At 43.5% G+C, this 20153-nt stretch carries 18 protein-coding genes; 13 read left to right on the top strand and 5 right to left on the bottom strand.

The window, feature by feature from the left end; all coding sequences use genetic code 11:
* The first annotated feature begins 140 nt into the window (after positions 1–140).
* The 7 genes from HY807_02860 (at position 141) to HY807_02830 (ending at position 7754) form a co-directional block, all read left to right on the top strand.
* A complete protein-coding gene (locus HY807_02860; protein ID MBI4825348.1) occupies positions 141–728 on the top strand; it encodes a hypothetical protein in 588 nt (195 codons plus the stop codon).
* Complete coding sequence (locus HY807_02855; protein ID MBI4825347.1) at positions 721–1779, top strand: XRE family transcriptional regulator; 1059 nt, start codon at positions 721–723, stop codon at positions 1777–1779. Before HY807_02860 ends, HY807_02855 begins: the two co-directional genes overlap by 8 nt.
* A gap of 104 nt (positions 1780–1883) precedes the next feature.
* A complete protein-coding gene (locus tag HY807_02850; GenBank protein ID MBI4825346.1) occupies positions 1884–3734 on the top strand; it encodes an N-6 DNA methylase in 1851 nt (616 codons plus the stop codon).
* Complete coding sequence (locus HY807_02845) at positions 3731–4681, top strand: restriction endonuclease subunit S (GenBank protein MBI4825345.1); 951 nt, start codon at positions 3731–3733, stop codon at positions 4679–4681. The genes HY807_02850 and HY807_02845 overlap by 4 nt, the downstream gene beginning before the upstream one ends.
* A gap of 69 nt (positions 4682–4750) precedes the next feature.
* Positions 4751–5524: an ABC transporter permease gene (locus HY807_02840; GenBank protein MBI4825344.1), complete on the top strand. Its 774-nt coding sequence runs from the start codon at positions 4751–4753 to the stop codon at positions 5522–5524.
* On the top strand, positions 5524–6282 hold the full coding sequence (locus HY807_02835; GenBank protein MBI4825343.1) for an ABC transporter ATP-binding protein: 759 nt from the start codon (positions 5524–5526) through the stop codon (positions 6280–6282). The genes HY807_02840 and HY807_02835 overlap by 1 nt, the downstream gene beginning before the upstream one ends.
* Positions 6279–7754 carry an MCE family protein gene (locus HY807_02830; GenBank protein ID MBI4825342.1) on the top strand — a complete coding sequence of 492 codons (1476 nt, stop codon included), beginning with the start codon at positions 6279–6281 and terminating at the stop codon, positions 7752–7754. Before HY807_02835 ends, HY807_02830 begins: the two co-directional genes overlap by 4 nt.
* A 23-nt stretch (positions 7755–7777) precedes the next feature.
* Here the strand turns inward: HY807_02830 and HY807_02825 are convergent, their stop codons facing one another.
* Complete coding sequence (locus HY807_02825; protein MBI4825341.1) at positions 7778–9571, bottom strand: KUP/HAK/KT family potassium transporter; 1794 nt, start codon at positions 9569–9571, stop codon at positions 7778–7780.
* Between the two features lie 164 nt (positions 9572–9735).
* Here HY807_02825 and HY807_02820 point away from each other — a divergent pair, with 164 nt between their 5' ends.
* From HY807_02820 to HY807_02795, 6 genes are read left to right on the top strand one after another with little or no spacing between them, the layout of a single operon-like run.
* Positions 9736–11511, top strand: coding sequence for a VCBS repeat-containing protein (locus HY807_02820; GenBank protein MBI4825340.1), 1776 nt, complete (start codon positions 9736–9738; stop codon positions 11509–11511).
* Complete coding sequence (locus HY807_02815; protein MBI4825339.1) at positions 11508–12203, top strand: isoprenyl transferase; 696 nt, start codon at positions 11508–11510, stop codon at positions 12201–12203. Before HY807_02820 ends, HY807_02815 begins: the two co-directional genes overlap by 4 nt.
* A 15-nt stretch (positions 12204–12218) precedes the next feature.
* The gene (locus tag HY807_02810) at positions 12219–13040 is read left to right on the top strand and encodes a phosphatidate cytidylyltransferase (GenBank protein ID MBI4825338.1); all 822 of its coding nucleotides are present in this window, start codon (positions 12219–12221) and stop codon (positions 13038–13040) included.
* Positions 13037–14182 carry a 1-deoxy-D-xylulose-5-phosphate reductoisomerase gene (locus HY807_02805; protein MBI4825337.1) on the top strand — a complete coding sequence of 382 codons (1146 nt, stop codon included), beginning with the start codon at positions 13037–13039 and terminating at the stop codon, positions 14180–14182. The genes HY807_02810 and HY807_02805 overlap by 4 nt, the downstream gene beginning before the upstream one ends.
* A gap of 25 nt (positions 14183–14207) precedes the next feature.
* Entirely contained in the window at positions 14208–15554 is a 1347-nt protein-coding gene (gene rseP / locus HY807_02800; protein MBI4825336.1) for an RIP metalloprotease RseP, read from the top strand.
* A gap of 30 nt (positions 15555–15584) precedes the next feature.
* Positions 15585–17504, top strand: a complete 1920-nt coding sequence (locus tag HY807_02795) for an aconitate hydratase (GenBank protein ID MBI4825335.1) — start codon at positions 15585–15587, stop codon at positions 17502–17504.
* A 395-nt stretch (positions 17505–17899) separates the two neighbouring features.
* Here HY807_02795 and HY807_02790 read toward each other — a convergent pair whose 3' ends face one another.
* The 4 genes from HY807_02790 to HY807_02775 all read right to left on the bottom strand — a co-directional run bounded on the left by HY807_02790 (position 17900) and on the right by HY807_02775 (position 20099).
* A complete protein-coding gene (locus tag HY807_02790) occupies positions 17900–18190 on the bottom strand; it encodes a hypothetical protein (GenBank protein MBI4825334.1) in 291 nt (96 codons plus the stop codon).
* Between the two features lie 39 nt (positions 18191–18229).
* Positions 18230–18436 carry a zinc ribbon domain-containing protein gene (locus tag HY807_02785; GenBank protein ID MBI4825333.1) on the bottom strand — a complete coding sequence of 69 codons (207 nt, stop codon included), beginning with the start codon at positions 18434–18436 and terminating at the stop codon, positions 18230–18232.
* A gap of 158 nt (positions 18437–18594) precedes the next feature.
* The gene (locus HY807_02780) at positions 18595–19437 is read right to left on the bottom strand and encodes a hypothetical protein (GenBank protein ID MBI4825332.1); all 843 of its coding nucleotides are present in this window, start codon (positions 19435–19437) and stop codon (positions 18595–18597) included.
* A 146-nt stretch (positions 19438–19583) separates the two neighbouring features.
* Positions 19584–20099 (bottom strand): ORF6N domain-containing protein, encoded by a 516-nt coding sequence (locus HY807_02775; protein MBI4825331.1) that lies wholly within the window; start codon positions 20097–20099, stop codon positions 19584–19586.
* Positions 20100–20153: the final 54 nt, after the last annotated feature.

Below are 20153 nucleotides of genomic sequence, written 5' to 3'. Positions count from 1 at the left end.
CAGTAGTTAACAAAGTTATAACTCCTTGTAATAATGTATTTTTATTAGATTGAAATAATTATTGGAATAATTTGTTGACAAAATGCCAATAACTCTTTATAATCTAAAGAAAATAAAGCAAAATTCAGGAGGTATTTATAGTGATTAATTCAAATTTAGATGCAATTTCCTTTTTAAACCCATATAATGCAATTCTTTATTATTGTGTTATGAACTCATGGACTGACTATGGTAAAGAATATGCTCATGTTCGTCATATTCACACTCCGACAACACGCGCAAATATTATTCATTCCCATATGATTCACCATGCGCGCAATTTCTTTCAAGATATTGAAGGTGTAAATTTTATTATTAGAAATAAATTATTTATGGTTAATATACATGACACAGTATTATTGCGGTTTAAAAAATTAGATGAAAACAAAATAAGCGGAAATATTAAAACACAACAGACAATAGATTTCTTAGAGCAAGACTTACCGTCTATGCCACAACATGCAAAGAACTTAATTGTTGGTTATGAATTAAATTCTTTACAAACAAACATATCTGCCATTACTATTACCTGCCCTAAAAACAGTTCAGAAATAGAATGGTATTTTGACTTAGATATTCCATCACAAGCTGAGATTGTTAATATGCCTATTCAACCTATAGAAATATCACATACAATTAAGAGAGTAAAAGTTAAAGAAATAAAGAAGGATAAGGAAAATTATGGATAAAGTTATAAATCCTGACATGATAATAATAGCCAGAGAGTCACGTGGATTGACTCAAACCAAATTGGCTTCTTTATTATCTATTTCACAAGGAATAATATCAAAAATAGAAAGTGGAGTGAGTTCTATAAATAAGGACATGCTGAAAAAACTTTCTGAACAACTCGATTATCCTGAGCATTTTTTCTTGATTCCAGATCCAATATATGGATTTGGGATGAGTCTTGTTTATCATAGGAAACGCCAAAGTATTAGTAATAAAATCATTGCTAAGATTCATGCTCAAATAAATATAAAACGTATACATATATCTAAACTTTTGCATGCAGTTGATGTTGAAACATGTAAGATACCAAAACTTGATATAGATGAACACAACGGCAATGTTGAAGATATTGCACGTGCCATTAGAGCTTCTTGGTCTTTACCACTTGGCCCTATAAAAAACCTAACAAAATCTATTGAAGATGCTGGGGGTATAGTAGTCCCTTGCAATTTTGAGACTCGTTTACTTGACGCCGTCAGTCAATGGACAGATGGATTACCGCCACTCTTTTTTATTAACACAAATGTTTCAGGTGATCGTTTAAGATTTACTCTTGCCCATGAACTTGGTCACGTTATCATGCATCGCTCCCCAAATCGTGATATGGAAAAAGAAGCAGATAGATTTGCAGCCGAACTTCTTATGCCAAGACGAGAGATAAGGTCTGTTTTTAATACAGTATCATTACCAATGCTTGCTAATCTTAAACCTTATTGGAAAGTATCAATGGCTGCATTATTATTTAGGGCGTCTGAAGTTGGAAAAATATCCGATAGAATGAAACGTCATTTATGGATGCAAATGGGTCAAGCTGGCTATCGTAAATGTGAACCAAGAGAACTTGATATTCCTATAGAAGAACCCACATTGTTAAAAGAATTATTTGATACTTATGAAAAAGAATTAAATTATAATTTATCTGAATTGAGTCATCTCCTTGCAATTCATGCTCATGAATTGCGTTATATGTATTTTGGTCAAAGATCACATTTAAGGCTTGTAAGTTAAAATATATTTGTAATGGCTACTGGAATCACTGATAAACTTCGGGAGATTGAAGATATAGTTTCTTTGGTTAATTAATAATACGTGGAAATGATATAATTTCTGAAATGAATGAAAGAAAAACCGAAAGTATTGTTCGCTCTCACTTTGGAAAATTCAAGGATATTATCCACTTTGAGGAACAGGCATCAGACAATGCCAAGATTAATAAGCTTTTAAAGTCAGCATCAAAAAAGGGAAGCGGAAAAGGTAGACCTGAATTTCTCATTTCTTTTTTTGGTAACTCGGAATTACTTATTGTTATCGAGTGTAAGGCAGACAATACAAAACATGAAAGCCCGACTAAAGATAAGTTTTCTGAATTCGCGGTTGACGGTGTACTTTTGTATTCTTCATATTTATCAAAAGACTTTGATGTATTGGCTATTGCAGTTAGCGGGCAAACAAAGCAACAACTTAAGGTTTCTCACTTTCTACAATTAAAAGGCGAAAGAAAGGCAGTTGCAATTTTTGGCAACAAGCTACTTTCAGCAAATGATTACTTAGACGGCTATTTAAAAAGCCCTGAAAAGTTTCGCCAGGATTATAATACTCTACTAGAGTTCACAAAACAGTTGAATGAAACATTACACTCTTATAAAATTTTAGAAAGTCAGAGGAGTTTATTAATCAGTTGCATTCTAATAGCATTAGAGAACAAGGCATTTAAAACTGCTTATCCCCTATTTGGTTCAACAAACACAAAAGACACGGCAGAAGATAAAAAGGAGAAAGTTGAAAATGCGTCTAAAGAATTAGCAAACTATCTTGTTGACACAGTAAGCAATGAGCTAAAAAATGCCAACATCAAAGGCGATAAACTTGACAACCTCAACATTCAGTTTAGTTTTATCAGAACTGACACTTCACTTTCTACGAAAAAAGAAGTGTTGAAAAATTTGATCACAAATATTGATGAGAACATAAATTCATTTATAAAAACTCATGAATACTTTGATGTTCTTGGTCAGTTGTATATTGAGTTCCTACGTTACGCAAACAGCGACAAAGGGTTAGGGATAGTTCTTACCCCACCCCACATTACTGAATTATTTTCCGATTTAGCCCAAGTAAATAAAAATAGCATTGCTTATGATAACTGTACTGGAACAAGTGGTTTTTTAATTAGCGGAATGAAAAAAATGATTGAGAGTGCAAAAGGAGACCAAGAAAAAATAAAAGAAATAAAAAAGAATCATTTGATTGGCGTGGAATATCAATCACATATTTTTGCTTTAGCGGTTTCAAATATGTATATCCATCAAGACGGGAAAACAAACATCATAAATGGAAATTGTTTTGATGATGATATTATCAAATTAGTAAAAAACAGAAAACCCACCGTTGGTTTTTTAAATCCACCATACAAAGCAGACAAGAAAAAAGATATTGATGAGCTTGAATTTGTTCTAAATAATTTAGAATGCTTAGTCGATGGTGGGACTTGTGTTGCTATTGTGCCAATGCAAAGTGCTTTAGCACAATCTGGAAAAGTTTTTGAGTTGAAAAAGAAACTTTTAGAGAACCATACATTAGAAGCTGTATTATCAATGCCTGATGAGTTGTTTATCAACTCTGATGTGGGAGTGGTTGCTTGTATTATGGTGTTTACTGCACACAAACCACATCCTGAAAACAAGGAAACATTTTTTGGTTATTTTAAAGATGATGGTTTTGAAAAGCGTAAAAATAAAGGTAGAATCGATGTTTATGGGAAATGGGAAAATATAAAAGATAAATGGGTACACCATTTCAGAAACCGTACTGAAGAAGCAGGATTTAGTGTAAAAAAAATTGTTTCTGCTTATGATGAATGGTGTGCAGAAGCATTTATGGAAACGGACTATTCAAAACTCACTCCCTCTGATTTTCTTAATGAAGTAAAGAAATATGTAGCTTTTAAAGTTTTAAATCAATGAAATTAGTTGAGCTAAACACAATCTTTGACATTCAATACGGTAATCAATTTGACTTGTACAAATTGGAAACCGATGAGTTGAGTGATATTAATTTTGTTTCACGAAGTAGTCAAAATCTTGGCGTTATGGCAAAAGTATCAAGATTTAATGATGTAGAACCATTTCCTGCTGGGTTAATAACTGTTACTCTTGGCGGCACTTATTTATTAAGTTCTTTTATTCAGCAAGATATTTTTTATACGGCTCAAAACATTAAAGTGCTAAAGCCAAAAAGAGAAATGTCTGTGATTGAGAAACTCTATTACTGTAAAGTAATAGAGGCAAATAGATATAGATACACATCTCATGGTAGAGAAGCTAATATCACATTAGATACCTTGTTAGTTCCTGATAGATTGCCTGAAGATTTTAGAAAAATTAAACTTGATTCAGTTCCATTGCCTAACACCAACCCTCTTATTAAAAAGAAAATTGAGTTACATCCTGAAAATTGGAAATATTTCAAATACAATGAATTATTTTCTATTGAAAGAGGAAAAGGCCCAAGAATTAAAGATGTGGTGAAAGGCAACACTCCATTTGTAACTTCTATTGATTCAAATAATGGAATAACAAATTTTATTGATGCACCAACAGTTCATAGTGCAAATACAATATCTGTTAATAGGAACGGCAGCGTTGCAGAAGCATTTTATCAGCCACTTGCCTATTGCTCAACAGAAGACGTCCATATTTTCACACCGAAATTTAAGATCAATAAATATATTGCTCTATTTTTTGTAACATTAATTAAAATGGAAAAATACAGGTATTCATATGGTCGTAAATGGGGACTTGAACGAATGAAGGAATCTATAATAAAATTACCAGTAGATAAAAAAGGTAGTCCCGATTTTGACTTTATGGAAGATTTTGTAAAAAGCTTGCCATATTCAAGTTCATTATAAATCTTAAACCTTTCCCAGTTAGTGTTGATAGAGGCTAAATATCCATATAAAAATAAAAGCAGGTGAATAATGTTTGTTAAGACCGCAGAGTTCATAGGCAGGACGGTAAAAAAGCCGATAGAAGAGGTTGGGCAGGTAATCCTCCTGCTTGTTTCTGTTGTAAAGCAGACTGTCAAACCTCCATATGAGATAAGAAATACGGCAAAGCAGATGGTGGAGATAGGGATAAACTCGCTCCCTGTGGTGCTCATTACAGCTGTATTTACAGGGATGGTCCTCGCCCTTCAGAGCTATACCGGATTCAAGAGGTTCGGGGCTGAGGGGCTTGTAGGTTCTGTTGTAGCTTTGTCCATGACGAGAGAGCTCGGGCCTGTTCTCTGCGCCCTTATCGTCACAGGGCGCGCGGGAGCTGCCATGGCTGCAGAGCTTGGAACCATGAGGGTCACAGAGCAGATAGACGCGCTTGAGACGCTTGCCGCCAACCCGGTCAAATACCTCATTGTGCCGAGGTTTCTTTCAGGCCTGATAATGATGCCCGCGCTTGTCATTGTCACGGATATCATAGGCATAATGGGCGGATACTTTGTCACAGTGACACTGCTTGGCGCAAGTTCTACCTCATATCTTAACGCTACCTGGGACTACCTTGAGGCTGCTGATATTTATAACGGCCTGATCAAGGCGGCATTCTTCGGCGCCTCCTTCTCACTTATCAGCTGTTACCGCGGATATTACACAAGGGGCGGAGCCGAGGGTGTTGGCAAGGCTACTATCGGCGCTGTCGTGCTCTCATCAATGACGATACTTATCTCTGACTATTTTCTGTCAGCATGGCTCTTCTGATGATAGAGCTGATTGATATACATAAATCCTTCGGCAGTAACCACGTCCTGCGCGGCGTGAACCTGAAGATAGAGAAGGGCGAGAGCCTTGTTGTCATAGGAGGAAGCGGCTCGGGAAAGAGCGTTATCCTGAAGCATATCATAGGATTGCTGGCTCCTGACAAGGGCAAGGTCTTCATTGATACCGTTGACCTGTCAGGGCTTAATGAAGACGGGCTGAACAATATAAGAAAAAAGTTCGGCATGCTCTTTCAGTCAGCCGCGCTCTTTGATTCCATGAAGGTCTGGGAGAATGTCGGGTTTGGATTGATGAGGCATACCAGAATGTCCGAAAAAGAGATCAAAGAGGCAGCGTCGCAAAAGCTTAAACTCGTTGGGCTTGCAGGCGTGGAGGACCTCATGCCTTCAGAGCTTTCAGGAGGGATGAGAAAGCGTGTCGGGCTTGCCCGTGCAATCGCGATGGAGCCGGAGATACTGCTTTATGATGAGCCGACAACAGGGCTTGACCCGATAATGGCTGATGTAATAGATGAGCTTATAATTGAGATGCGGGAGAGGCTGAACATAACCTCTATCGCCATCACTCACGACATGAAGAGCGCCTATAAGATTGCAGATAGGATCGCCATGCTTTATAATGGAGTAATTATTTCAGAAGGCACGCCTGATGAGATTAAAAATACCAAAGACCCTGCGGTGAAACAGTTTGTCGAGGGAAATGCCGAGGGCCCTATTACACTTCAGGGAATGAAAATATGAGAAATTTATCAGCAGAGCTCAAGGTAGGGATATTTGCGATCATAGTCATCCTTATCCTTTCCTATATGACCCTTAAGGTGGGCATTCTCTCGAATATCCTGGATAAGGGCTACAGGCTGCATGTGGCCTTTGACAATATAAGTGGCCTTGACGAGAATTCAAGGATCAAGATAGCAGGCGTTGATTCAGGCATTGTTAAAAAGATAGAGCTCAAGGACGGCAAGGCAGAGCTGACGCTACTGATAAGGCCTGAGAATAAGATCTATGAGAATGCCAAGGCCTCTCTGAGAATGACCGGGCTTCTTGGCGACAAATACCTTTCTCTTACAGTAGGCACTTCTGACCATGCCCTTCTTAAAGACGGCGATTATATAACCCATATAGACCCTTCCGCTGATATGGATGTGCTTGCCACTGAGCTCACAGCCGCAGGCGCAAATGTAGGCACGCTTGCGGGATCTTTAGGAGATATACTTCAGGATCCTGAGAAAAAAGCGATATCAGAGGTGATTCATAACCTTCAGATAATATCAGAAGACCTGAAGGTCATACTTGCCGAAAACAAGGAGCCGCTGCATGTTACCCTTGCCAATTTTGAGGAATTCTCAAAGACGCTTGCTGAAAAAGGCCCCGGCCTTATCGCCAGTCTTGAGAGGGTCGCTGCCAAGCTGGATGAGAAGGCGCCGGGATTGGTTGATGATCTTCAGCAGGTTGCCGGAGACCTTAAGGTTGTGATCGAGGAAAACAGGTTTGCGCTGAAGGACAGTGTCCAGAATATCAGAGATGTGTCTGCATCAGTAAATAAGATCACCACCAAGCTGGAAAAAGGCGAGGGCACGATCGGGAAGCTATTGAAAGAACAAGAGCTATACGACTCGCTGAACAAGGTTGCCGGAGGGGCAGAAAAGGCTATTGATGTCACTGACAAGCTCAGAACCTACATGGATTTCAGGGCTGACTACAGTGTCAGGGGCAGTGACTGGAGGGGATATTTTGACCTTACGCTTCAGCCTCGGCCTGATAAATACTATATTTTAGGAGTTGTAAAAGACCCTAACGGTTCAGTGGAGACAACTGTCACAGACATAAACGGGGCCACTTCCACAAAGGAGGAGGTTGCCAGCAAGTTTGAGTTCACTGCCCAGTTTGCAAAACGTTTCGAGAACCTTGCACTAAGGATCGGCATGACAGAGACGACTCTCGGGGTCGGCAGCGATTATTATTTCAATGATGATATCGGCAGGGTAAGGCTTGATATCTGGGACTTTAACGCCGATGAAGTAAAGGCAGAGAGGGCACATGCAAAGGTCGGCGTTGATTATAAATTCTTCAAATATATGTTCGTAAGCGGCGGTATAGATAACTTCTTTAATGAAGACCAGGTCGGCGCGTATATCGGCGGCGGGCTCATGTTCGAGGACGAGGACTTCAAATACATCTTCGGCAAATCCCCGAACCTGTCATTGCCGTAAACTCTATTCAATAATCCCCAAACCTACATCCTCACCTTTGTGATGACGCCGTGCAGTTTCTCAGGCGGGAAGTCGTAGAACTTTATGAATGTAGGCATGGTTCTCTTGATGAGGGAGAATATTCTCCAGACAGGATGTCCGGCTGAGATATCTTCAAGCCCGTAATAGACCGCCCTCTCTTCAATTCCTTCCTCTAACAGGATGTCCTCTGCTGATACAAGCTCCATATAGCCTGCCTGTATCTCAAAGAATCGCAGCCCTTTTGCGATGTCCTCCCGGTAGAAACCTGTAATGCCGAAAGGGTCGCTCCTGCTCATGATGGAGATAAAGATATTCTCCTCATACATTATTCCGTGAGAGAACATGGTCTGCGAAATATACGGGGGGATGTTTTTGACATCTTTTAAAAGGAAAAGCGCGGTGCCTTTTATCCTCGGCCCTGCTGTATATGATAAATTGAATTTCTTGATGAAGTCAGCAAAAGGCATGAAGGTCATTTTTCTGTAGAGCCTCTTCTGTCCCTCTGTAAAGATAAATATCAAACCAAGCGGAACAGAGGCGAGTATCAATGACCAGTAGCCTCCGTGAGGGATCTTATAGAAATTGGACGAAAGGTATACCATGTCAACGCAGGTGATGAAAGCTGCCAGCAGCGCGTACATGGGTTTTCTCCTGCGGTAGAAGATCCATGTGATCATAATGCCTGTAATGGTCATTGTGCCTGTGACAGCAAGCCCGTAAGCAGCGGCAAGGCTGCTTGATGCCCTGAACTCCAGCATGATGAAGATAACGGCAGCAAGAAGGAACCAGTTTACGGAAGGGATATATATCTGGGATTTTCTGTCGATGGATGTATAGCCTACCTTCAGCGGAGGCATGATGCGTATCGTTATTGCCTGATATATGACCGAGAACATCCCGCTGATCATCGCCTGCGATGCGATGACCGTTGCAAAGATGCTGAGCAGGAGGAACGGCACATACAGCATCTGTATGTAATGGAATGCCATTTCAAAAAGTACATTGCTCGCCTCAGGATGTTTCAGCAGGTATGCGCCCTGGCCGAGGTAGCTCAGTGCAAGGGCGATAAACACCCCGCCCCATGCCTCGCGTATAGGCTTTGCCCCGAGGTGCCCCATATCCGCGTAAAGCGCTTCGCCTCCTGTGGCGCAGAGGATGATCTCACCAAGGGCTATATAGCCTTTAAAGCCGTTTTGTGCGAGAAAGTTTATCCCGTAGTAAGGGTTAAGCGCCCTCAGTATTTCAGGAGCTTCGGATATAGCTGCAATGCCGAGAAAGGCAAGGGCCAGAAACCAGACGCACATGATCGGGCCAAAGGCAAAGGAGACCTTTTCAGTTCCTTTGCGCTGGACAAGAAAAAGCGCTATGGCGATAAGTATAGCGATCGACACAATGGTTCCCCGCGAAATATTCTCAAAGCCAGGGATAAGGGCTGATCCTTCCACCGCGCTCAGGATACTGATGGCAGGAGTGATAACGCCGTCGCCTATGAGGAGCGAGACGCCTATAAATGTGAGTATCGTTATGAACGCCGCCTTCTTTTTGCTGCTGATCAGGGGAGCAAGTATCTCTTTGAGCACGATGGTTCCGCCTTCACCCCTGATGCTGAGGCCCATCGCAAACCAGTTGTACTGCAGAAAGACGAGGATCACAAGCGTCCAGATGATCAGAGACATGACCCCCATGATGTTGTCCGGTGTCGGGCGCAGGAGGATAAAAACTACTGTAACAGTGTATATAGGGCTTGTTCCGATATCCCCGAACACAAGCCCCAGTGCTTTAAGAATTCCTGTCATCGCAGTTACCTGTTAGATTCTACTATTTCCGATATTAAAAAACTATATATCATACGCCAGCCCTGAATGCGAAAGCAACAGATGTACCCGCCGGCCGTCTTCTTGGATTAACGATATAAATAGGTTATACTATTTTGCTTCTATATATGGCTTAAGGACGGTTCATGAAATATTTAATCAAATTCGGGCTGGCTGCTGTTATTGTTGCGTTAATTATCTGCGGCATCGCCGATGCCTCTGAAACCATTTCTCAGGACTCGGGCAAGAATAATGCCGTCAGTTTTCTTAAAGGCGAGGTGCTCTCCTATTTCGAGCCTGTTACCGGTAATGTCGGGGAGTCTGAGGGCGGGACTGTTACGATAAGCATAGGCGAGGGCAGGAAGCTCAAGAATGGGGCGAGGCTCTCTGTCTTCAGAAAGGGCGAGCCTTTTTATCATCCTACCACCAAAGAGCTGATCGGCGCTGCTGAAGATTTTGCGGGTATTGTTGAGATCAGTAAAGAGGATGCCGCGTCGGGGCGTTATATATGCTCTGTGGTGAGCGGAGATATTAAGGCCGGGGATATCGTCAGGATAACCTCTTCAAAAGTGAAGCTTGCTTTTTTTCAGGACAGGGCAGCAGACTGGACGGTCGCTGATGCGTTTTTCAGTTCCTTAAAAGATACAGGCCGTTTTGATATGGTCGAAAAGTATTCTCCGAACACTGAAAAGGATAAACTGCTTGAGATATCAAAGGCGCTTGGAGCCGAGGTCATGCTCTTTTTGTCCACTCCGGTTGTGAATAATAAAAGATCACTGAGGGCCGAGATGTACCGGGTTGATGATTCAAAGCTTTTTTCAGATATGAGCTCTGAGGTCTCTTCTGAATACATCAATGAGCTGGCCCGATATGATGATTTCCTGTCAAAAAGCCTTGCTGATAAAGAGCCGTGGAATACCTCTGAGCTGAACGGCGGAGAGATCTTTGCGATAGGCAACATAACCGGCGCAGGCACAAAGGAATTGATCGCCAGTGACGGCCATGTGATAAGGATATATAACATGGACAAGGAGATGCAGGAGGTCTGGTCTATAACCGGCAGTGCGAAAGACAGGCATATCTCCATAGATGTCCTTGACCTGAACAACAATGGTATAGATGAGATATTTGTTACGTCAATGAGCAATGAGGACAGGATCAGCTCTATGACCGGCAACGCAGCCGGCGGAGACAGGGGCAGTATAAGTTCTTTTGTCATTGAATACAGCCCGGCAGAAGGATATAAAAAGATAGCGGAAGGCCTGCCGTATTTTTTAAGGGTAACCTCAGGGAGGCTGCTCATGCAGGGTTTTGCTGATAAAGAGATATTTTCCACGCCTGTTTATACTGGCAGATGGAGCAATGGGCGATATGAGCAGGACAAAGTGCTTCAGATTCCTGAAGGTGTCAATATCTATGGTTTTGTATATGTTGACTGGCAGAATAAAGGTGATGTTAATGTAATGGCGCTTAATGACAGCGGTTTCCTGAGATTGTACAGAAATAACGAGGTGCTATGGGAAAGCAAAGATACTTACGGAAAACCTGTGATATCTTTTAAGAAAAATACAGGCTCTATGATAACCCCTTCAACCGAGTGGATCGTAAGGGGCAGGCTCATAGCCGTAAATACTGAGAAGGGGCAGAAGGTCATTGTTGTCAGGAGAAATGAATTGGTGCCGCGGGCGCCGCGCCTTGGTTCTTTCAGCGCGGAGGTTTATGCCTTGTCGTGGGACGGAAGCGGTATGGAAGAGGAACTTATGCTTGAGGGAGTATCCGGCACAGTCTCAGATTACTGGATAGAGGGGAAGAGGCTGTATCTCCTTGCCAGGGCAGGCCTGTTTGATTTTGCGAACAATGCCGTAAGGGGCGAAATATCAAGGCCCAGCATTCTTTATTATTACAATTTTGAAGAGAAATGAAAGTTAAGCATATCGCAGTGATCATGGATGGGAACGGGCGCTGGGCAGAGAACAGGGGGCTTTCCCGCATTGAAGGGCACAGGGAAGGCATAAAGCGCGTTAACGATATCATTGACGAGTCTATTGAGCTGAAGCTCAAGGCGCTCACGCTCTACACCTTTTCAATGGAGAACTGGAAGAGGCCTCAAGCAGAGGTAAATGCCCTCATGCGATTCCTGCAGTCTTATCTTAAGAAAGAGATGAGAGGCCTGGCTGATAAAAATATAGTCTTCAGGGCGATAGGGAACCTTCAGAAACTTCCCAAAGAGATACAGAAGCTGCTCAAGCATTTTGAGGAGATCACAGAGCATAACACCGGCCTCCTCCTCACAAGCGCGCTCAGTTACAGCGGAAGGGACGAGATAGTGAACGCGGTAAAGAAGATCGTTGAAGAGGGCGTGCCGTCCGGCAAAATAGACGAGAAGACTCTGCAATCCCATCTTTATACATACGGCATTCCTGACCCTGACCTGATTATCCGCACCAGCGGCGAGCTCAGGCTCAGCAACTTTCTTATATGGCAGTCTGCTTATTCGGAATTCTATTTTACCGAGACACTGTGGCCTGATTTCAGCAAAGAGGAGTTCAGGAGGTCGATAGCCGAATACGGGAGAAGGGACAGAAGGTTCGGCGCTTTGCCGGCAAAGAGTTAAGAGATGCGGGATACTGTGAAAAAGCCCTTTGATTTCAAAAGACTGATCGTCGCTGCCTGCGTAATACCCCTCCTGATTCTGTTCATACAATACACAAGGCCGGAGCCCTGGTTCTTCATCCTCTTATTGATAGTCAGCATTGCCGCGCTTCATGAATTTTACGCGATGTACAAGATGCCCCATAAACTAAGCATTCCTGCGCTTGTTGCCGGAACATTATTATTTTTTATAATATGTTTTTCCCCGTACCTGATCATTGAGACGATGTTTTTCAGCTTTCTAATCCTTCTCCTGATAAGGCTCTTCGCATTTGACTCACCGGCCGGGGCGATGAGCGGGATCGGCCCTGTTGCGACAGGGTATTTGTATATATTGTGGTTTATGTCCTTTCAATGGCTGCTGAGAGGCGATGCATACGGAAGGTATTATATCTTTCTGCTTTACACTTCAGTGTGGCTTGCTGACAGCACCGCTTATTATGTCGGAACTTACCTTGGAAAGCGCAAGCTCTGCCCGTCTCTCAGCCCTAACAAAACATATGAAGGCGCTGCCGGCAGCATAGTTGGAGGGATCGCCGGGAGCCTTCTCATATCTTATATATTCGGCTTTGGCGACATATTGGAAAACCTCAACCTGACAGTGTTTGCAGTTGTGGTCATTGGAGCTGTCTTGGGATCAGTAACGATCTTCGGCGATCTGATCGAATCAATGTTCAAGCGTGACGCCGGTGTGAAGGATTCCGGCGCTCTCTTCCCGGGGCATGGCGGCGTTCTTGATAAACTTGACGGGGTTCTTGTCGCAGGCCCTGTTCTTTACTTTTTATTGGGGTTCATTTGAAAAACCTCTCTATTTTAGGATCGACCGGTTCCATCGGAAAGAATACTGTAGAGATCGTCATGCGCAATCCTGAACTGTTCAAGGTCTCGGCGCTTGCCGTTATGAGCAACATAGAACTTCTTGAGTCCCAGATAACTGCATTGAGGCCGGAGGTTGTAGCTGTATTCGATGAAGCTTCCGCAGCGGAGTTAAGGAAGAAAGGGCTTCCCGTAGAGATACTTTCAGGCGAGGAGGGTGTTGTTGAAGCAGCCCGGCTCAATGGTGTTGATATAGTGGTCTCGGCAATAGTGGGTTCAGCCGGACTTCTGCCTACACTTGCGGCGGTGCAGGCAGGCAAGGATGTCGCGCTTGCCAATAAGGAGGCGCTGGTCATGGCAGGCGGGATCATCATGTCCGAGGCATCAAAAAATAATGTCAGGATACTCCCTGTTGACAGCGAGCACAGCGCTGTCTTTCAGTGCCTGCACGGCAGGGAGATGAATGAGGTCAGAAGGATAATACTTACGGCTTCAGGAGGGCCGTTCCTTGAAAAGAGCAAGGCAGAGCTGGGCAAGGTAACACCTGCGGAGGCATTGAAACATCCAAACTGGGAGATGGGGCGGAAGATAACGATAGACTCTGCAACGCTCATGAACAAGGGGCTTGAGGTCATAGAGGCGTACTGGCTCTTCGGGATGCCTGTTGAGAAGATAGGGGTCGTGGTACATCCGCAGAGCATTGTGCATTCGATGGTCGAGTTCATTGACGGAAGCATCATCGCGCAGATGTCAATCCCTGATATGAAGGGCGCCATCAGCTACGCCGTCTCATATCCGGAACGGCTCAGGGATGTGATGCCTTTTCTCGACTTTGGAAAACTCGGCGGGCTTATGTTCGAGGAGCCGGATATGGATAAATATGAATCGCTCGCGCTTTGTTATGACGCTATCAGGGCGGGCGGCACTATGCCTGCTGTTTTAAACACGGCTAACGAGGTTGCGGTAGAGAAGTTTCTAAAGGGGCGGATCCCTTTCACAGGAATCCCGGGACTCGTTTCTGATACAATGACTGCTCACGATGTGAAGCCATGTGAGAGCATTGAAGATGTAATGCATGCTTCGGAATGGGCAAGAAATAAGGCAGGGGAGTTCATCGGAAATTGATAACAATCATTGGAGAAATTAATTTATGACAATACTATGGGCAGTAATACTCTTCGGGCTTCTGATCTTTTTTCATGAGCTCGGACACTTTCTCGTTGCAAAGCTTGTAAATGTAAAGGTACTCAAGTTCTCGATTGGCTTCGGGCCGAAGATATTCGGGAAGAAGATCGGCGAGACGGAATACATACTCTCAGCTCTGCCTCTCGGCGGCTATGTAAAACCTTTAGGCGAGGATTCGGAAGACGAGATACCTGAGGAGGACATCCCGAGGGCTTACAATAATCAGCCTGTATGGAAGAGGGCGGCCATAGTGATCTCCGGGCCCATATTTAACCTGGTACTTGCATACCTTATTTTTGTTGCATTCCTGAGCGCGAGCCTTCCGGTGGTAATACCGGTCTTAAGTGACCTGACCAATACAAAGATAGAGGGCATCACCAAAGACTCGCCTGCAATGAATGCAGGCTTGAGGTCCGGGGATACCGTGCTTTCCGTGAACGGCAAGGAGATCAGCACCTGGGTAGAGATCGACGAGGTTGTCATGAAGAGCCCCCTTAAAGAAGTCTTTATTAAGGTAAAAAGAGGCGAGCTCATAATTGATATTGCCGTAACTCCTCAGGAGACTAAGGTCAGAAACAAGAATGGGGATGAGAGCACTATCGGTGATATCGGCATATCAAGGCTCTCTACAAGGCTTGAGGGCATTGTCAAGGATTCGCCTGCAATGAAGGCTGGACTGAAAGAAGGCGACACGGTCCTTGCTGTAAACGGTGAGGCGGTGGGCGACTGGGGTGAGATGGCAAAGCTGATATCAGGGAATCCTGACACAGAGATAACTCTTAATGTAAAAAGGGGCGAGGCTGTTATAGACATAAAGGTCAGGACAGATGCTGACGGCAGGATAGGCATATCAAAGGGAATGGGTTTTAATGTTATCCAGAGTTCAAGTATTTGGTCTGCGCCTGTGAAAGGTGTTCAGGCTGTTTATGGATGGTGCGCCCTTACGCTGGATGTGGCAGGAAGGCTGATAACAGGCAACATGTCGTCAAAGATGTTAGGCGGCCCGATCGTAATTGTGAATGAAGCGTCCAAGGCTGCATCATCAGGAATGGCTGATTACTTTTATCTCATCGCGCTGATCAGCGTTAACCTTGCTGTCATCAACCTCTTTCCCGTTCCGGTCCTGGACGGAGGGCATCTCGTATTCCTGTGCATTGAAGCTGTCAGGGGAAAACCCTTAAATGAAAAATTTCAGGATATATTGACAAAGATCGGCTTCGGCCTGCTTCTGATGCTTATAGCTTTTGTTCTGTATAACGACACCATCAAGGTTATCGTGCCGTGGGCGCAGAAGGTCTGGGGGCAGTGGTAAGCCGGAATTAAAAAAGAAGGAGTTTATCTTATGAATGTCACTCAGAAACTTATAGCAGCGCATTTAGTCTCAGGCACGATGAAGCCCGGAAATGAGATAGCCATTTCCATTGACCAGACTTTGACGCAGGATGCGACAGGCACGATGGCGTATCTTGAGTTTGAGGCCATGGGCATACCCAGGGTAAAGACTAAACTTTCGGTCAGCTATGTTGACCACAATACGCTTCAGTCAGGATATGAGAATGCGGATGACCACAGGTTCCTTCAGTCCATCGCAAGCAAGTACGGCCTATATTTTTCAAAGCCCGGCAACGGCATATGCCATCAGGTTCATCTGGAGAGGTTTGCAAAACCCGGAGAGACGCTCATAGGTTCAGACAGCCATACCCCGAATGCAGGCGCAGCAGGCATGCTTGCCATCGGCGCGGGAGGGCTTAATGTCGCTCTTGCCATGGCAGGAGAGCCTTTCTGGCTTGTGATGCCCAAGGTGGTGCGCGTAAATCTGACAGGCACATTTCAGCCGGGCGTAAGCGCCAAGGACATAATACTTGAGGTTCTCAGGAAGCTCACTGTAAAGGGCGGCGTCGGAAAGGTCATTGAATACAGCGGCGAAGGACTCAAACACCTCACCCTCCCTGAAAGGGCGACGATAACCAACATGGGCGCAGAGCTTGGAGCCACTTCTTCGATATTCCCCTCTGATGAACAGACACTCGCATTCTTCAAGGCTCAGGGGCGTGAAAAAGACTGGTCAGAGCTTAAGGCTGACAGCGATGCATCTTATGATGAAGAGATTTCTATAGCTGTGAACGAGCTTGAGCCTCTTGCGTCAGCGCCGTCAAGCCCGGATAAGGTGATGACTGTTAAAGAGCTTTCAGGAATGGCCGTAGACCAGGTCTGCATCGGCAGCTGTGTCAACTCATCTTTTGCTGATATCGTTTCCGCGGCGAGGATTATGAAAGGAAGAAAGGTTCATCCAAAGGTGAGCCTGACGATAAGCCCGGGTTCACGACAGGTCTTAAAGATGATAACTGAGAACGGGGCTCTGTCCGACCTTATCTCCGCAGGCGCGCGCCTGCTTGAATGCACATGCGGGCCATGCATAGGCATGGGACAGTCTCCGCCAACCGGCTCGGTCTCTCTTCGCACATTCAACAGGAACTTCCCGGGAAGAAGCGGCACTCAGAATGATAAGGTCTACTTGTGCAGCCCGCTCACAGCGGCAGCCTCAGCGATCACAGGCACGATAACCGATGCACGTGAATATGTTAAAGGCTTTGCTCCTGTAGGCGTTCCTGAGAAATATGATATAGACGACTCACTCATAATACCTCCGTCTGAAGAGCCTGAGAAGGTTGAGATATTAAGAGGCCCGAATATAAAGCCGTTCCCTCTGGCTGATGAGATCGGGGAATCTTTAAAAGCCAAGGTAATAATTAAGGTTGATGATAATATAACCACCGATGACATCATGCCTGCCGGAGCCAAGATACTGCCGTTGAGGTCGAACATACCGGCGATAAGTGAATATGTCTTCTCAAAGGTTGATCCTTCTTTTCCCGCAAAGGCTAAAGCCTCAGGCGCAGGCATAATTCTCGGAGGGACAAATTACGGACAGGGTTCAAGCAGGGAGCATGCCGCGCTTGCGCCGATGTATCTCGGCATCAAGGCTGTCCTGGCAAAATCCTTCGCCCGCATCCACAGGGACAATCTTGTGAACTTCGGCATACTTCCCCTTACTGTCAAGGATGAAATATATGACCTGTTAAGTGAGAATGATGAGATATTCTTCCCGTCGCTCGCAAAGGATATAAAGACATCCGCCTCAGTCACGATGACAGGCAAGTCAGGAATAGAGTATAAAATTGAGCATGGCCTTACTGAGCGGGAGAAAGAGATGATCCTTGCCGGCGGGATGCTTAATTACATAAAGACAAAAAAAGCTTGAATATTTGCAAATAATACTTATAATTTATATAAAATTGACTTGAACAATAAAAGGAGGAGTTATATGAAAAAACTTGCCGTATTATTAATTGTCCTCTCATTTACATTGGCCGGCTGCTCCACAACCTGCAAGTACAGAGATAACGCTGTGAAACAGGAACAGGCTGATACTACAAAGAAATAATTCACGATCTTTCACATTAGGTAAAGCAGATAAAAAAAGACCCCTGTGTTTAGCAGGGGTCTTTTTTGTGGCCGTGGTTATTCAGAGTATGTCTATAAAGTGCCCTGTTTTAGTCATTCCGGCTTGTCCGGAATCTTTCTCCAGTAGGGATTCCCGACGCGCTTTGCTTGCGGGAATGACATCTTAATCTTAAGTTTATAGATAGGTTCTATCTATTCAGGCAGTTTAAAGCCTTTACCCGCGTACTGGATATTCGCAGCATCAGAACATCTCGGCGGCGAGACAGCATGCACGCCTCCGCATTTCGGGCATTTCCCTACAAATGTTTTAAGTGTAAAAGGCTCGCCGCATCCCTGGCACTTTGTTTTTAACCCGCCGTCCTGGAGCAGTTGATCCTTGATCGCTCCGCCATGCGCCTTAGATACAAACTCCACAAGCTCCCTGCCTTCAGCAAAAGGCCCTCCACCGCCGCTGCCGCAACCACATCCGCATCCTTCTCCCATATCAAAACCTCCTGTTGTATTTTCTATTGTGACTTATGCCTAATGACGTGTGCCGCAGCTTGACTTGCTGCAAGAAGTGCATCCTGACGGAGCCTGCTTCTCAGATCCGCTCAAGCCGAAGACCGAGAGTTTTTTCGTTACATCTTTTGAATCGCATTTCGGGCATGAGATAGCAGCATCCTTCCCCATGACAAGCTTCTCAAACTCTTCACCGCATTCATTGCACCTGTATTCGTATATCGGCATGATTAATTATAACAGGAATGGCGGGTGAGTTTTGTATGATTTAAATCATACCGTGAGCAGTCGATTGGGAATCTAACTTTTCCCACCACTTAGGCAAAGGGGCGAGAAATTTCATAAAAGTTTTCTAATTATCAATAATGAAGTTTCACTGTTTGTTATTATTGGTTTTTCTTGTTTGTTAACTCTTCAATAAACTTACTCATAGAACGTTCGGCTTTTGACCACGAGCGTTCTATGGTATCTTTATATCCGTCTTCATCAAACGGTATATCCATTTCTTCTCTAATAGCTTGAATTGCAGGTATAAAAAAATTGCCGACTTTCTTTGATGCCTGAAAACAATCTTTTGTAAAGTTTACTAATTCTTGATTATTCAACGCTAACAGTTGGTCTCGTTCGTTTGAATATTTCTTTATTTGTTCTCCAGCAAATTCAAAATTGTCATTAATGACTTTCCAAAGTCTTTCATCATAGTTGCCTTGGATATTGCTTTTTTTCATTAACTCAATCATCTGATCTCGTTCAGAAGAAAACTTGTTAATAAGAATATTCAAAACTTCGATATTGGCTTTTCGTTGAACAAGAGGGATTCTTTGAGCTAAAAGTTGGAGATAGTTTTCTCCAAGTTCTGATGATAAATCAGATACTGCGTTCACTGTTTTCGTAGATGCAATAATATTCACTTTAGCAATAGTTGCAGCAGCGTTTGAAAATTGTTGAGCTATTTCCAGTTCTTGAACATTTAAATTTGTAAGTTTCATTAAAATCATGTGATTTACTGTAATGGCTTCAGTTGCTTTAAGATATACTTCTCGTTTCAGTTCCATGCTGCGTTCCCTATCCCTTTGTTGAGCATCGTGCAATAGTTGGTTAGTGAGTCGCTTATTGCTTCCTCTATTAGTTAATAACACGCCTCCTAATGTGAGAAATGAAGCAATAATAGCAGCCCAGACAACATCTGGTATTGCAATAATCGCAGTTATGATTTCATTAAAGTACATTTCTAATTTAGAATTACTTTTTAAGTATTCAGGGAAATCTATTTTTGAATTTTCGCATATTATGCTTGATTAATTAGTAATCAAGCAAGCATAAAAATCAAAAAGTAGGATTTGTAATATCATGTAAGTCGGACTTCCTTAATTTCTCACTTTTCTCCTCCAAATCCAATAATCTTTTTACTCTTAGTCTCAGGCGGTGTCATCAGCTGGCGGATGGCGTCAAAAACGATCTTGAACTGATTGTCATACTTCTTTTCCATCTCCTCGATCTTCTGCCTTAACTCTTTATGGGACGAGAGCATTTCACGCAGTTTTGTGAATGTTCTCATTATCTGAATGTTGACCGTTATTGCCCTGTCACTATTCAGAACACCGGACAGCATGGCTACTCCATTTTCAGTGAAGGCATAGGGTAAGTATTTGATGTTTTGGCCTCTCTTCAAGGTCACAAATTGTGACCTTGAAAGTTCTGCCGCTTCTGATTGGCTTAATTGAAACATAAAATCGTCTGGAAATCTTTTGGCATTTCTTTTAATAGCTTGGTTAAAAACCTTGGTGTCTACTTCATACAGTTCTGCAAGGTCGCGGTCAAGCATGACTTTGAGTCCACGGATAAGATAGATCTTCTTCTCGATTATTTCAGCAGAGATGATATCGGTCATGGTTATAATTAAAGACCATTTCCATTTGCATTTTCAAGATAAGGAATTAACCAG

It is taken from the genome of Nitrospirota bacterium (genome assembly GCA_016207885.1).
Taxonomy (GTDB): Bacteria; Nitrospirota; Thermodesulfovibrionia; order UBA6902; family UBA6902; genus JACQZG01.
This window is presented reverse-complemented; position numbering and strand designations above follow the sequence as displayed.